Origin of the sequence: Leifsonia shinshuensis, from assembly GCF_014217625.1 — a bacterium.
GTDB lineage: Bacteria > Actinomycetota > Actinomycetes > Actinomycetales > Microbacteriaceae > Leifsonia > Leifsonia shinshuensis_A.
In genome coordinates, this window is record NZ_CP043641.1 from 3,607,201 (window position 1) to 3,621,096 (window position 13,896).

Sequence of the window (13,896 nt, forward strand, 5' to 3'; positions counted from 1 at the left end):
CGTGGAATGGAAGGGTGAGCCAGGTCGGAACGGAAAAGCAGTACGGGACACCCGTCGAAGGCGTCTCGGTGGTCGTGCCGACCTACAACGAGTCGGGCAACGTCGCGGAGCTCGTGCGAAGGCTCGCGGCGGTGCTCGACGCCGACCTCGGCGAGATCCTCATCGTCGACGACTCCACGGACGACACCGCACAGGTGGCGGCCGAGAGCGCCGACCGGGTGCCGCACCGCGTGCGCGTCGTGCGCAGGGAGGAACCGGCCGGCGGGCTCTCCGGCGCCGTCCTCACCGGGATGGCCCTGGCCGTCCACCCCTGGATCGTCGTCATGGACGGCGACCTCCAGCACCCGCCGGAGGACCTCCCCCGCCTGCTGGCGGCGGGGGAGGCGCGCGGCGCGGACATCGTGGCCGCCTCGCGCTACCTCGACGGCGGCAGCGCGGGAGGGCTCGACGGGCTGCTGCGCCGCCTCGTGTCGTCCGGCAGCACGCTCGTCGCCCGTGCGCTGTTCCCGCGCCGCCTGCGGGACTGCTCCGACCCGATGACCGGGTTCTTCGCGGTCCGCCGCGACGCGCTCGACCTCGCGTCGCTGCGCCCGCAGGGCTTCAAGATCCTCCTCGAGGTCCTGCTGCGCCACCGGCTGACCCTCACCGAGATCCCGTTCGCGTTCGGGATCCGCACGGCAGGAGCCTCCAAGGCCACCGTCGCCAACGGCGCCGCCTTCCTGCGGCAGCTCGTCGTCCTCCGGTTCCAGCCGTCATCGCCCCGGCTCGCCCAGGCGGCAGCAGAAGTCGTGTGACAGAGGTGACGGGGATGACCGTCGCGCCGATCGCCCACCGCTCCCGGAGCCGCCGGGTCCGGGAGGCGGTCGCCCGGCGGCCGGTGCTCCTCCTGGTCGCCCTCGGGGTGGCCGCTGCGCTCGCCGCCTGGCTCCGCCTCCCGGCCGTCGCGCACGACACGTTCTGGGCGGAGGACGGCCGCACCTTCGTCTCGGCGGCTGCGGTGGGCGGCCCGAGCGTGCTCCTGCAGCCCTATGCCGGGTACCTGCACACTGTCCCGCGCCTGGTCGCGGCCGTCGTGGTGCTGCTGCCGGTCTCCTGGTGGGCGCTCGCCACCGCGGCCGCCGCGTGCGCGATCGCGGGCGGCCTCGCCGTGGTCGTGTTCGTCTGCGCGCGCGACCTGGTGCCGTGGCTTCCCGCGCGGCTGTTCGTCGCCGGCCTGACCGTGCTCGCGCCGCTCGCGCCCCGGGAGGTGCTGGGGAACCTCGCCAATCTGCATTCTCTGATCCTCTGGGCCCTGTTCTGGATCGCGCTGTCCCGGCCGCGGAGCACGCGCAGCGCGATCACGCTCTCGGCCGTCGCGCTGCTGGGGGCGTTGACCGAGATCCAGGTGGTGTTCCTGGCGCCGCTGCTGCTGCTGCGATCGCACGACAGGAGGGTGTGGATCGTCCGCGCGGGACTGCTCGCCGGCATCGTGGTCCAGCTCGTCGTGACGTTCGGCTGGCCGCGCGCGGAGAACACGAACCGCGCGGTCGATCCGCTGTCGATCGCGTACGGCTATCTGATCAACGCTGTGATGCCTCTCGCCGTCCCGCAGGCGCAGCTCGGGCATGTGCTCGCCGCGACCGGCCCGGCCGTCGGCCTTCTCGTGCTCGCAGTCGTGCTCGCGACCGCGGTGTACGTCTTCCTCCGCGGCTCGCGCCGGCAGCGGCTGCTCGTCGCCGCGGCGCTGACCGGATCGGTGCTGCTCTACGCCGTGAGCGTCGAGACCAACCCGAACACCTTCTACGACTACGCGGGGATGACCTCGGCGCAGCTCGGCGCCGCGTGGCTCACGCGCTACGGCGTGATCCCGTCGATGCTGCTCGCGCTCGTGCCCGCCGTGGCCGCGGCGATCGCGTACCGCCGCCGGTTCCGCCGCGGTCGCGCGCAGTGGCCGGCGTGGTCGGCGCTGGCGGCGGCTGGACTGTGCGCCGCGCTGATCCTCGCGCAGGCGGGTCCGCAGTTCACCCGCCGCTCGGACGGTCCCGCCTGGCAGCCGCAGCTCGCGAGCGCCGCCGCGCAGTGCCGCCGCGACGACGAGTTGAAGTTCGTCAATCTCAGGGAGACGATCGGATGGACGGTGACGGTGCCCTGCCGCTACCTGGACGGCGGAACCCCGGAGGACTCCCGATGACGCAGAATCCCGACACCCCCGCCGCGCCGTCCATCGAGGACATCGCCCGCGCCGCCGCCGCCGTCCTGCGCCGCAACGACGCCGGCTCGATGACCCGCGCCGCGCCCGGTCTCTATCCGCACATGTGGAGCTGGGACTCCGCGTTCATCGCGATCGGTCTGGCGCGCTTCGACGTGCCGCGTGCGATCCGCGAGCTGCAGAGCCTCCTGGACGCCCAGTGGTCGACCGGGATGATCCCGCACATCGTGTTCAACCCGGACGAGCCGGGGTACTTCCCCGACTTCGACCGGTGGGGGACCGCCCGCGCGGCGGCGAGGCCGGAGGGCGTGCAGACCAGCGGTATCTGCCAGCCTCCCGTGCACGCGATCGCGCTGCGGCACATCCTCGACCGGGGCCGCGAGCGCGGGGGAGCGGACCGGGCGGCGGCGGAGGAGTTCGCACGCGGGTCCCTCGACGCCTGGGCGGCCTGGCACCACTGGCTGGCCTCGGTGCGCGACCCGGACGGCTCCGGGCTGGTGGAGATCCACCACAGCTGGGAGTCCGGCTTCGACAACTCGCCGCGCTGGGACGCTGCGTTCGCGCGCATCCGCCCGGGCGACGTGCCGCCGTTCCAGCGCAGGGACACGCTGCACGTCGCCGACGCGAGCGAGCGCCCGACGGATGAGGAGTACACCCGCTACCTCTGGCTGGTCGAGCAGCTGAAGTCGGTCGACTACGACGACGCGGCAGCTCGGGAGGTCGTGGACTTCCGGGTCAAGGACGTCTTCTTCTCCGCGGTGCTCGCCGTCGCGAGCGACGTCCTGGCCGACCTGGCCGACGAGTTCGGCCGCACCGACCTCGCCCCCGGCCTCCGCGACATCGGCGCCCGCTTCCGCCTCGGCGTGCGCTCCACCATCGACCCGGAGACGCAGCTCGCCCGCGACTTCGACGTGCGCGCGGGCGAGTGGATCGGCACGGAGACCATCGCCGGCTTCGCGCCGCTGTTCGCGGGCGCGTCGGCGGAGGTCACGGCCGCCCAGACCGCGCTGCTGCGGGGCGAGCGCTGGATGGGCGACCCCCGCCTCCGCTTCCCGCTGCCGCCGTCGACCTCCCCTGCGAGTCCGGCCTTCCGCCCGTCGACCTACTGGCGCGGCCCGACCTGGCCGTTCCTCACCCTCCTCCTGGGCTGGGCGGTCGACCGCGGCGGCGACCCGGACCTGGCCGCCGACCTCCGCACGGCCTCCCTCGCCCAGCTCGCCGACCTGGCCTTCGGCGAGTACTACCAGCCCTTCACCGGCGAACCGCTCGGCAGCCACGACCAGTCGTGGACGGCGGCGGCGGCGCTGGAGTGGGCGGGGGAACTCGGGGTGGCCGCCGGCTAGGCGCGTCCCGATGGCGTTGGTCGGGCATTATGAGACATCGCAAGCGCTCTGTCAACGCCCCCGGCCTTCCGCGCCGAGACGGAAGACTAGGGTGATCGACACAAGCTGGGAGGTCCATGGTGCGCTCTGACGATCGCCGCGCGCTGCTGGAACGCGACCTCCCGGGGGCTGCGCGGCGCGGCGAGATCATCGCGCTGTTCCAGCCGCAGTTCTCCCTGGAGACCGGCGAGGTCGTCGGGGCGGAGGCGCTGAGCCGGTGGATCCACCCGCGGTTCGGTCTGATCGCTCCGGGGGAGTTCATCCCGATGGCCGAGCGTCTCGGGCTCGTCGGCGAGATCGGGGACGTCATGCTGCGGCTCGGCGCCCACGCCGCCCGCGACTGGCAGGACCAGGGGCGCCCGATCGAGGTCGCCGTGAACGTGTCGATCCTGCAGCTCCGGACAGCGGCGATCGTGGACACCATCGCCGGACTGCTCGACGAGTTCTCCCTCGCGCCGCGGTTGCTGACGCTCGAGGTGACCGAGACCACTCCGGTCACGCAGGTCCCGGAGGCCATCGGCGTCGTCCACCGGCTGAGCGGGCTCGGCGTGAACATCTCGGTCGACGACTTCGGCGCCGCCTATGCGTCGCGGGAGCAGGTCATCGCACTGCAGGCGATCGAGTTGAAGGTCGACCAATCCCTCGTGCAGGAGACGCAGGGCGCCCGCGGAGAAGACCTGGCGCGCGCGGTCGAGTTCGGCAAAGCGCAGGGGATGCGCCTGGTCGCGGAGGGCATCGAGACGGAGGCGCAGCTGGCCCGCGTCCGTGCGCTGCACTGCGATCGCGGCCAGGGCTATCTGCTGTCGCGCCCGACGACGAAAGCCGATGTCGACAGCCTGCTGGTGAGCGCCGGGGGGTTCCGCGCGGAAGAGTAGGGCGCGCTAACTTGACGACCGTCTCAGAAACCGTCACTCTCAACACATGTATTCTGACCGGTCACGCGTTTGAGGCAGGATGTGCGCGACGAAATCGCGCGTATGCAGCCGTTCCCGCGAGCCCTCGTAGACCGATCGCACACCGTCGTCGACACGAACCTGGCACTGGAGGTCTGGGCCAGCCGGACCTCCGATGAGCTCGTCGGGATGCCGCTCGCCGCGGTGCTCGGCGTCGACGCCGAGGAGCTCTCCGCCGCGCTGGCGACAGGCAACCCCGGCGGCATCCGCCTGGCGACCAGCACGCACGCGTACCAGGGGACGCGCAGTTCTGTGGTCATCAAAGCCGTGCGCATCTCCGGCGGTCACACGATCGTCGCCTTCGACCCGGAGCTCGCCGCCGTCGGCGAGCGCACCATGGCGCTCGGCCGACGCGAGAGCGACCGCCTCCAGCTGCTGCTCTCCGCCTCCGTCGCGTTCGCTAAGACGCGGACCGAGGAGGAGCTCGGCGAGCTGCTGTCGCAGACCGCGCGCCGGGCGTTCAACGCGACCGCGGCCAGCGTGCACACCGGCGAACCGGGGAACTACGCACTCGTGGCAGGGGAGAACCTGCTGGAGGCGGAGTGGCCGAAGGACGCTTCGGGAGACTCGCCCCAGCTCGGGAACGTCGTGACGATCCAGTCGCCCGCCGAGGCGGATGAGATCGCGCCGGGCCTCGGGTTGGGCGGCGTCTTCGAGCGGTCCGGCGTCTCCGCCGTCATCGGTGTGCCGATCATCGAGGACGACGTCCTCTACGGCGCGTTCGCCTGCTACTTCGATCAGCCCCGCAGGTTCGACGACCAGGCCGTCCCGCTGGCCGAGGCGCTGGCCCAGCTCGCCGGGCAGGTCCTCGTCCGGCTGCGCCTGGAGGCACGGCTGCGCCGGGCTGCGATGCTCGACGAGGTCACCGGCCTGCCGAACCGGCGCCTGTTCGACGAGAACCTGCACCAGACCGAGCGCGCACACACGGACCAGGTCGCCGTGCTCTTCGTGGACCTGGACGGCTTCAAGGCGATCAACGACACCCTCGGGCACGCCGCGGGCGACACCGTGCTCAAGGAGGTCGGCGAGCGGCTGAGCAGCGTCTTCCGCCAGGAGGACATGATCGCGCGCTACGGCGGAGACGAGTTCATCGCCGTGCTGCATGTCGCCGACACGTCGGACGCGCTCGAACTGGCCGACCGCGCCAGGGCGGCCATCGCCCAGGACTTCGCCGGCATCCCCCGTGAGCTGAACATCACGGCGAGCGTCGGGATCGCCATCGCGGAGGGCGACGTCGGGGCCCACGCGATCGACCGACTCATCCGGCTCGCGGACCAGGCCATGTACGCGGCGAAGCGCGGCGGAGGCGACCAGGCGGTCGTCCACGGCGCCGAGCGGTAGCGGTCGGCCGTCGCACCCCATACCGCGGACTCGCGCCGCGGTCTATGGGGGGCGGCGACGTCGTGATTGCCGGAGAATGTCAGGGTGGACAAACCCGACATCCCGGTCCCGCTCCTGCTCGGACGGTACCGGCCGACGCGGCTGCTCGCGCGCGGCGGCACCTCGATGGTCTTCCGTGCCCGCGATGAGAACCTCGGCCGCGATGTCGCCGTCAAGCTGTTCTCCTCCGGCAGCCAGAACGACGTCGCACGGTTCCGGGCCGAGGTGGGCGTGCTCGCCGGACTCCGCCATCACGGCGTCGTGTCGATCCTCGACGCGGGCGTCGACGACTCGTCGCCCAAGGACCCCCGCCCGTTCCTGGTCATCGAGCTGGTGGAGGGCGATACGCTCCGCGCGGTGCTCAACGCGGACCCGCTGTCGACGCGGCAGATCGGCGAAGTCGCGTTCGAGGTCGCGGAGACGCTCGAATACGTCCACGCGCGCGGCGTCATCCACCGCGATGTGACACCGTCGAACATCATGATCGTGGACTACGGCACCCGGTTCTCGCGTCCGCGGGCGAGACTGACGGACTTCGGCATCGCCATCCACGCGAAGCGTCCTCAGGAGTTCGCGGAGGGGACGTTCGGAACAGCCGCCTACCTGAGCCCCGAGCAGGTGCGAAGCGAGACCCTGACTCCCGCATCGGACATCTACTCGCTCGGCCTCGTCCTGCTGGAGTGCTTCACGAGGACCGTCGCCTTCCCGGGGACACCCGTGGAGTCCGCCCTCGCCCGGCTGGACCGCGACCCGGTGACGCCGGACGTCGTGCCCGAGCGCTGGCGCGGCCTCATCGAGTCGATGACCCATGCCCACGCGACGCGGAGGCCGTCCGCCGCGGACGTCGCGACCGCCGCGCGCGGAGCCCTGCGCGCCGACAGGGAGCACGAGGCCGCGTGAGCGGGCGCGTCATCCGATCGGAGGTCCGTCGGCATATGATCGACAGGCCGGTGGGACCCGCCCCGGCGACCGCCCAGTGAAGGAGAGCACCCGTTGGGCACTCTGATCTACGGTTCCGGCGCGAAGATCGACATCGACGACCGCCTGCTGGCCCACCTCCAGCTGGTCATCACGTCGAAGCTGCGACGGAACGAGCAGTTCCTCTTCGAGTGGGACCACGACGAGGCGTACTCGCGCGGCCGGACCGCGATCTGGATCAACCCGTCCGTCCCCGTGCACTTCCAGTACGTCGGCAGCCGCCGCCCGGCGCTCAACCGGGCGTGGACGGAGGCGCTGATGGACGCCGCCAACAGCGTCGGCGGTCTGCGCGTGGTCCCCGAGCCCGCGGCGCACTGATGGGGACGCTCTTCTACGGGGACGCGCTCTCCTCCGTCGAGTTCGACGACCGCCTGCTGGCGCACCTGCAACTGGCGATCATCACGAAGCTGCGCCGGAACGAGAGTTTCGTGTTCTCCTGGGACATCCCCGTCACCGGCGGAAGCGGCTCCAACTCGGTCTGGCTGTCCCCGACGCTCGGCCTCCGCTTCACCTACCCGACGCACACGCGCGAGCCGATCAACCGCGCCTGGGTGGAGGCGCTGGTCCGCACGGCGAACAGCGTCTCGGGCCTCCGCGTCGTCGACGAACCTCCCGCCGGCGCAGAGCCGCAGGCGCAGGGCCAGGACAAGACCGACAGAACGGATGAACAGTGATCGTCAACAGGCTGACCGTGGACGGCAAGGACTATTTCCTGCCGGGATCCGTGACGGAGCTGCGCGAGAAGATCCGGGCGGCGATCCAGGCCGGCGGCGACTACGTGAACATCCCGCCGCTGCGCTCCGGCCCCGGCATCGACATCCTGTTCTCGCCGGGCATGCCGGTGGTCTGGAGCCAGATCGACGTCGGAGGCGACCCTGCGGCGGAGGCCGCGGAGGTGTCGGAGTCGAGCATCGACGACGACACGTTCGACGAGCTCTGAGCAACCGTTGAGCGCTGCTGCGGATCAACCCCACGGCAGTGTGGAGCGCGTCCTCCAGTAGACCTCCGGATCGATCGCGAGGTCCGTCGTGGGCTCGCTGAGTGGGGCGGCTTCGAGGTTGCTCGCGAGTTGGGCCGCGCTGACGGCTCCGCTGAGGACGTGATCGGCGAAACGGAGTCCGAGAGCGCTGGAGAGCGCGAAGCCGTCCAGGGAGAGGCCCCGCTCGTGGGCTCGGCTCGCGACGCGGGATTCCGCTGCCGCGTCGGTGAGGCGACCGTTGGCGAGTGCTTCCTTGATGACCACGGTGTATCCGGCGTCGTGGGCGCGCTGCAGGGCCGGGCCGGCCGACTGCTCGAGCAGGTTCCAGGTCGCCTGCACGACCGTGAACGGCGACCCGGGGAGTGCTAGAGCGGCGTCGACGACGTCGCCCTGATGGGGACCGCTCGTCGAGAACCCGACGCGCGTGCCCCGGTCCGCCAGGTGCTGAAGGCGGGAGAGCAGCAGCGGGTCGCGGAGGGCGGGGCTCTCCGGGGTGACCGAGTGGATGAGGTAGATGTCGGGTCGGGTTCCGAGTGCGGCCGTCGACTCCTCCCATTGCGTGTCGAGGAGGCGCGCGGAGTGCTCCTTGCGCTCGTGCTCGCGGACGTCGAAGCGCCAGTCGGCGACGTATTCGTACCCCCACTTGGACCCGATCATGAGCTGCTCGCGTCGCTCCGGATGCCGCCGGAGCCAGTCGCCCAGGAAGGACTCCGCGAGGCCGTAGGAGCGGGCGACGTCGACATAGCGGATCCCGTGCTCCCACGCCGCGTCGAGCATGTCCCCGGTGCGGAGCCGCATGCGTTCGACCGTCCGCGAGGTAGGGGAACCGAGATCGTCGTCGCGGTGGAGCGTGATGTACGCGGGTCGGCCGAGCGCGGCCAGGCCGAGTCCTAGGCGCGTGGGTGAAGCCACTGATCCCCCCACCTCTCGGCTGTGTGCGTCGCGCGGATGCGTCGAATCGTCTGGGAGCGCGACCTCAGGACGATGGAATCGGTGTGAAGGAGGCCCCGGCTCCGCCGCACCCCGTCGACGAGCAACCCGTCGGTGACGCCCGTCGCGACGAAGAACGTGTTCTCGCCCGAGACGAGGGCGTCCTGGTCGAGCACTGCATCGAGGCGGTGGCCGGCGTCGATGGCCTTGTCGCGTTCTTCGTCGTCTTTCGGCTGAAGGCGGGTGAGCATCGTGCCGCCCAGCGCTTTGATCGCGCACGCCGTGATGATCCCTTCCGGGGTGCCACCGACCCCGACACACATGTCGATCGCGCTTCCCGGGAGCGCTGCGGAGATTCCAGCTGCGACGTCGCCGTCGAGCAGGAGGCGCGTCCCGGCGCCTGTGGCGCGGATCTGCTCGATGAGCCGGTGGTGACGGGGGCGATCGAGGACGGCGACGGCCAGGTCCTCCACGCGCTTGCCCATCGCGCCCGCGAGGGCACGGATGTTGTCCGCGATCGGGCGATCCAGATCGAGGACGTCACGGCCTTCGGCGCCGGTCACGATCTTGTCCATGTAGAACACAGCACTCGGATCGTACATCGATCCGCGGTCCGAGACCGCGATGACGGAGATCGCGTTCGGTCGTCCCGCGGCGGTCAGGGACGTGCCGTCGATGGGGTCGACGGCGATGTCGCACGACGGGCCGTTGGCGTTGCCGACGCGCTCGCCGTTGTAGAGCATCGGGGCGCTGTCCTTCTCGCCCTCACCGATGACGACGACCCCGTCGATGTCCACGGTTCGGAGGAAGGCCCGCATGGCGTCGACGGCTGCGCCGTCGGCGAGGTTCTTCTTGCCCTTGCCCACCCACGGGTGCGCCCGGATCGCCGCCGCTTCCGTCGCCCGGACCAGCTCCAGTGCGAGGTTGCGGTCGGGGGAAGGTGCCAGTGTCGAGGTTGCAGTGCCGTCGTGTGCTGTCATGGCTGCTTTCACATAAGGAGCTGGTGGCGGCCGCCGAGGCCGCCACCAGCTGCGCGTCAGTGCGTCAGTGCGTCAGTGCGTCAGTGCGTCCGCGTCGAGCGTCTCCCAGTGCTGGGTGCTCCCGCTCGCGGTGGCGCCGGCCTCGAAGAACAGCGCGATGGTGACAGCGCCGGGATCCAGCACGCCCCTGGCCAGCTCGCCGACGTAGCTCGCGCGTCCGCGATTGGCGACGAGCTCGCCGGTGGAGAGCGCGCCCGCCCGGGCGGCGTGGGCGGCTCGCTCGAGCGCTTCCGGAAGAGCGAGTCCGCGATCCGCGTCCTCGACCAGCGACGTCGACGCGGGTGCGAGGGCGTCGATCATGGTGTTGTCGCCGACCTTCGCGCCGCCGAGCTTCTGGATGGCGTCCAGGCCCGCAGCCACCCCGGCCGCGAGTTCGCTCAGGGTGGCCGTCGCGTTCGCACTCCGGGAGATGTGGCGGAACCACATCCCGAACAACGGGCCGCTCGTTCCGCCCGTCGCGAGAAACCCCTTGGACACCGCGGCGAACACCGACCGGAAGGTGGCGTCCTCCACCGTGGGCAATGCCTCGTCCGCACGGCGGAGCGCGGAGGCGATGTTGGTGCCGAAGTCGCCGTCGCCGGCGAGACGGTCGAGCTCCGTGAGCTGCTGCTGGGCGAGAGTGAAGGTGCGCGCGAACTCGCTGATCCAGTCGTGCGCGGTCGTGCCGTCGAGCTGAGTGCTCATGGTCTTCCTTTCCTTGTTACCAGGTGAGGGCCGGGGTGCGGACGGGTGCGTCCCAAGCCGTGATGAGGTCCTCGTCGGCGATGGTGAACGTGATGGAGACGCCGTGCATGTCCAGGCTGGTCACGTAGGAGCCGACGAGGGAGCGGGCGACACCGATGCCGTGACCGCCGAGGATGCGGTGGAGCCGGCGGGCGACGATCGAGAGCTCCAGCGGGTAGGCGCCGCCGAGCCCATTGACGATCGCGACGACCGACTGACCGCGGCTGAGGGAGAGGTCGGCGATGAGGGGGTCCACGAGCGCGTCGACCAGGTCGTCGACGGGCGTGAACGGGATGCGGGCGGTGCCGCGCTCGCCGTGGATCCCGACGCCGAACTCGACCTCGTGCGAGTCGAGCTGGAATGCCGCGGTCGCGTCGCCGGGGTGCGTGCAACCGTCGAGGGCGAGCGCGAGGGTGCGCGAACGGCTGACGATGTCGCGGCCGGCAGCGGCGACGACGGACAGGCTGGCTCCTCGCTCCGCCAGGGCGCCGCACACCTTCTCGACGGTGATGACAGCGGCCGTTCCGCGCCTGCCAGGGCCGTCCTTGTCGCTGTCGGAGGCCAGGTCGTCGTCGACGAGGACGGTCTCGACCGTGATGCCCTCGTCTTCGGCGAGTTCGGCGGCGATCTGGAAGTTGAGGACGTCCCCGGTGTAGTTCTTGACGATCTGGACGACACCGGCCCCGTTGTCGGCGAGCTGCGTTCCCGCGAGCACCTGCTGGGACGTGGGGCTCGCGAAGACGGCGCCGGCGACGGCCACGTCGAGCATCCCCGTCCCGACGAATCCCGCGTGCAGAGGCTCGTGTCCCGAGCCGCCGCCGGAGACCAGTCCGACCTTCCCCGCGATCGGCTGGGCTCGGCTGATCAGGGAGAACTCGGGGTCGAGCGTGATCAGCGACGGGTATGTCGCGGCCAGGCCTTCGAGGGCCTCCCCGATCACGTCGCCGGGCTGGTTGATGAGCTGTCGGTTGTTGGACATTGTGTTTCCTTTCCGTCCGTTCGGACGAGAGTCAGCCGCGCTTCACTGCGGCGGTTGCGAGGGAGTGCATGAGGATCGCCACGGTCGCGGCGCCGGGATCGAGGTGGTTCTCGCTGCGTTCGCCCAGGTAGCTGGCGCGCCCGCGGCGGGCGATCATCGGATAGGTGGCGTCACGACCGACCGTGGCGGATGCCGCTGCGCGAGCGAACGCCGTCGGTTGCGGGACGCCGTCGGCGACGGCCGAGCGCAGTTCGACGAGTGCGGGGACGAGAGCGTCGATCATGGTCTTGTCGCCGGGCTCCGCCCGGCCCCGATCCTGTACGCGCGCCACACCTGCCGCGAACGCGTCCACGAACTCCGGCAGCCGCACGGCGTCACGGCCGTCCAGGGCCGCCGCGATCCCGTGGATCAGCGTCGAGAACAGGATCCCGCCCGCCCCTCCGGTCGCTGCGCCGAATGCGGCGCCGATCCGGGCGAGAAGGGCCGCGACATCGGCGTCCGCGTCCGCATCCGCATCCGCTTGGGCACGGGCGGCGCGCGCACCCTTGTGCATGATGATGCCGTGGTCGCCGTCACCGATCGCCGTGTCGAGGTCAGTGAGCCACGGAGCGCTCTCGGCGATCGCGAGATCGAACTCGACGAACCAGTCCATTATCAGCCGGACGGTCACCGGACCGGACTCGGTCCCGGAGGAGGGGGCGGTGCCGATCACGCGTTCGTGGGCTGCTCGGTGAGAGCCTCGGTCAGGCTCGTGCGGTCGGCAGCGGTGCGCGACACCAGAGTGAACGCGAAAGCCGCGACGACGCCGGCGAGGAGTTCCGCGGCGATGTAGACCGGCCACTGCTCCCAGTGGACCTGGCCGCCGAGCAACTGCTGGACGAGCATGGGTCCGGTCGTGCGTGCCGGGTTGATCGACGCTCCGGTGGCGGGTGCGACGGGGATGATCGCCGCGAACACGACGAGGCCGATGACGATTCCGGCGAAGCCGGGGGCGGCCTTGCGGTGGATCACGCCGAAGACCGTGAAGACCAGGATGAACGTCCCGACGAACTCGGCCGTGAACGCCTGCCACCACGGGATACCAGAGTAGGAGGCGACCCCCAGGCCGAGCGTGCTCGCCTTCTGGCCGAGGACGGCCACGATGGCGAAGGAGCCGACGATGGCTCCGGCGACCTGGGCGACGATGTAGCCGGGGACCTCACGCCACGGGAATTTCCCGGTGACGGCGAGCCCGAGGGTCACGGCGGGGTTGATGTGGTTGCCCGAGATGTATCCGAAGACGTAGACCGTCCCGATCACGATGGTCGCGAACGCCAGGGAGATGAATCCCAGGTCCGCGCCGGTGAACTTGGCTCCGCCGCCGACCATCGCCAGTGCCGGCACGGAGCCGACACCCACGAAGACGAGGAAAGCCGTTCCGAGGCCTTCGGCGACCAGGCGTTGCCAGAATCTGTTCTCATCCATTTTTCGTTCTCCTTTGAACCAGAGATTCGACATTATCGAATCTATTTCGGTAATGTCGAATAATGCCGGAGCCGGAGTGCGCTGTCAAGCCGAGGAACCGGCAAGATGGAAGAAGCGCACGCCATCGACACGAAGGGGAGACCGAGTGATCCAGTCCATTGATCGCGCCGCGCGGATCCTCGACCTGCTTCGCGGTGCGCGCCGGCTGGGCATCTCCGAGCTCGCCGCCGCTCTCGAGCTCCCGCCGTCGACCGTGCACGGCCTGGTGAAATCGCTGCAGGCCCATCGCCTCGTCGCGCAGGAACCCGGCGGCAATCGCTACGTCCTCGGGCCTGCGCTTCTGAGGCTGTCGAGCGTCTACCTCGACACTCTCGAAGTCCGTTCCAGGTCCATGCGCTGGATGCACGAGCTCTCGCAGAAGACGGGCCTCGCCTCCCGGCTGGGCGCGGAGCTGTTCGGCGACGTCATCGTCATCCACCAGGAGCGACGACCGGATGGCAGCGAGCAGATGCCCGAGACGGGCGTCACCATCCCCAGCCATGCGTCAGCGCTCGGAAAGGTCCTCCTCGCCTTCGACGACGACCACGCCGCCGCGGTAGTGCAGAAGGGGCTGCGTTCGCTCACCAGCGATACCGTGACCGACATCGACGCGCTGCGACAGCAGTTCACGGACATCCGCAACGGCGGCTTGGGCACCGAGCAGGAGGAGGCGCTCATCGGCGAATGCTCCATCGCGGCCCCGATCGTCGCCGCGGGCGGTGAGGTGGTCGCAGCCCTCGGGCTCGTTGTCCCCTCCACGGAATGGCCCGCATCGTCTGCGACGGCCAGCGCCCTCCGCGAAGCCGCCCGTAATATTTCACGAGAACTCGGTGGTGGGCAGATGGCCGGGCTGGCGTAGGA

The 13,896-nt window shown here is 70.6% G+C and carries 16 protein-coding genes; 10 read left to right on the forward strand and 6 right to left on the reverse strand.

Annotation, left to right across the window (positions count from 1 at the left end; all coding sequences use genetic code 11):
* Nucleotides 1-14: 14 nt before the first annotated feature.
* The 9 genes from F1C12_RS17490 to F1C12_RS17530 all read left to right on the forward strand — a co-directional run bounded on the left by F1C12_RS17490 (nucleotide 15) and on the right by F1C12_RS17530 (nucleotide 7,821).
* Nucleotides 15-794, forward strand: coding sequence for a polyprenol monophosphomannose synthase (locus tag F1C12_RS17490; RefSeq protein WP_185276154.1), 780 nt, complete (start codon nucleotides 15-17; stop codon nucleotides 792-794).
* Nucleotides 795-808: 14 nt separating this feature from the next.
* Complete coding sequence (locus F1C12_RS17495; RefSeq protein WP_185276155.1) at nucleotides 809-2,170, forward strand: hypothetical protein; 1,362 nt, start codon at nucleotides 809-811, stop codon at nucleotides 2,168-2,170.
* Nucleotides 2,167-3,531, forward strand: a complete 1,365-nt coding sequence (gene ggh / locus F1C12_RS17500) for a glucosylglycerate hydrolase (protein WP_185276156.1) — start codon at nucleotides 2,167-2,169, stop codon at nucleotides 3,529-3,531. The genes F1C12_RS17495 and ggh overlap by 4 nt, the downstream gene beginning before the upstream one ends.
* Before the next feature lie 116 nt (nucleotides 3,532-3,647).
* Nucleotides 3,648-4,445 carry an EAL domain-containing protein gene (locus F1C12_RS17505; protein WP_185276157.1) on the forward strand — a complete coding sequence of 266 codons (798 nt, stop codon included), beginning with the start codon at nucleotides 3,648-3,650 and terminating at the stop codon, nucleotides 4,443-4,445.
* Nucleotides 4,446-4,526: 81 nt separating this feature from the next.
* Nucleotides 4,527-5,864: a GGDEF domain-containing protein gene (locus F1C12_RS17510; RefSeq protein ID WP_185276158.1), complete on the forward strand. Its 1,338-nt coding sequence runs from the start codon at nucleotides 4,527-4,529 to the stop codon at nucleotides 5,862-5,864.
* A gap of 84 nt (nucleotides 5,865-5,948) precedes the next feature.
* Nucleotides 5,949-6,803, forward strand: coding sequence for a serine/threonine-protein kinase (locus F1C12_RS17515; RefSeq protein ID WP_185276159.1), 855 nt, complete (start codon nucleotides 5,949-5,951; stop codon nucleotides 6,801-6,803).
* A 93-nt stretch (nucleotides 6,804-6,896) separates the two neighbouring features.
* Nucleotides 6,897-7,199, forward strand: a complete 303-nt coding sequence (locus F1C12_RS17520; protein ID WP_185276160.1) for a DUF7882 family protein — start codon at nucleotides 6,897-6,899, stop codon at nucleotides 7,197-7,199.
* A complete protein-coding gene (locus F1C12_RS17525; RefSeq protein ID WP_185276161.1) occupies nucleotides 7,199-7,555 on the forward strand; it encodes a DUF7882 family protein in 357 nt (118 codons plus the stop codon). Before F1C12_RS17520 ends, F1C12_RS17525 begins: the two co-directional genes overlap by 1 nt.
* Nucleotides 7,552-7,821 (forward strand): hypothetical protein, encoded by a 270-nt coding sequence (locus F1C12_RS17530; RefSeq protein WP_185276162.1) that lies wholly within the window; start codon nucleotides 7,552-7,554, stop codon nucleotides 7,819-7,821. Before F1C12_RS17525 ends, F1C12_RS17530 begins: the two co-directional genes overlap by 4 nt.
* A gap of 24 nt (nucleotides 7,822-7,845) precedes the next feature.
* Here the strand turns inward: F1C12_RS17530 and F1C12_RS17535 are convergent, their stop codons facing one another.
* The 6 genes from F1C12_RS17535 to F1C12_RS17560 form a co-directional block, all read right to left on the reverse strand.
* Nucleotides 7,846-8,658: an aldo/keto reductase gene (locus tag F1C12_RS17535; RefSeq protein ID WP_258045966.1), complete on the reverse strand. Its 813-nt coding sequence runs from the start codon at nucleotides 8,656-8,658 to the stop codon at nucleotides 7,846-7,848.
* A 92-nt stretch (nucleotides 8,659-8,750) separates the two neighbouring features.
* Nucleotides 8,751-9,770: a class II fructose-bisphosphatase gene (gene glpX / locus F1C12_RS17540; protein ID WP_185276164.1), complete on the reverse strand. Its 1,020-nt coding sequence runs from the start codon at nucleotides 9,768-9,770 to the stop codon at nucleotides 8,751-8,753.
* A 72-nt stretch (nucleotides 9,771-9,842) separates the two neighbouring features.
* Nucleotides 9,843-10,514, reverse strand: coding sequence for a dihydroxyacetone kinase subunit DhaL (gene dhaL / locus F1C12_RS17545; RefSeq protein WP_185276165.1), 672 nt, complete (start codon nucleotides 10,512-10,514; stop codon nucleotides 9,843-9,845).
* A gap of 16 nt (nucleotides 10,515-10,530) precedes the next feature.
* Nucleotides 10,531-11,532: a dihydroxyacetone kinase subunit DhaK gene (locus F1C12_RS17550; protein WP_185276166.1), complete on the reverse strand. Its 1,002-nt coding sequence runs from the start codon at nucleotides 11,530-11,532 to the stop codon at nucleotides 10,531-10,533.
* A 31-nt stretch (nucleotides 11,533-11,563) separates the two neighbouring features.
* Nucleotides 11,564-12,244, reverse strand: a complete 681-nt coding sequence (gene dhaL, locus F1C12_RS17555) for a dihydroxyacetone kinase subunit DhaL (RefSeq protein WP_185276167.1) — start codon at nucleotides 12,242-12,244, stop codon at nucleotides 11,564-11,566.
* Entirely contained in the window at nucleotides 12,241-12,996 is a 756-nt protein-coding gene (locus tag F1C12_RS17560) for an MIP/aquaporin family protein (RefSeq protein ID WP_185276168.1), read from the reverse strand. Before F1C12_RS17560 ends, dhaL (F1C12_RS17555) begins: the two co-directional genes overlap by 4 nt.
* 145 nt (nucleotides 12,997-13,141) lie before the next feature.
* On the opposite strand from F1C12_RS17560, the gene F1C12_RS17565 reads away from it, so the two are divergent.
* The gene (locus F1C12_RS17565; protein WP_185276169.1) at nucleotides 13,142-13,894 is read left to right on the forward strand and encodes an IclR family transcriptional regulator; all 753 of its coding nucleotides are present in this window, start codon (nucleotides 13,142-13,144) and stop codon (nucleotides 13,892-13,894) included.
* Nucleotides 13,895-13,896 lie beyond the last annotated feature (2 nt).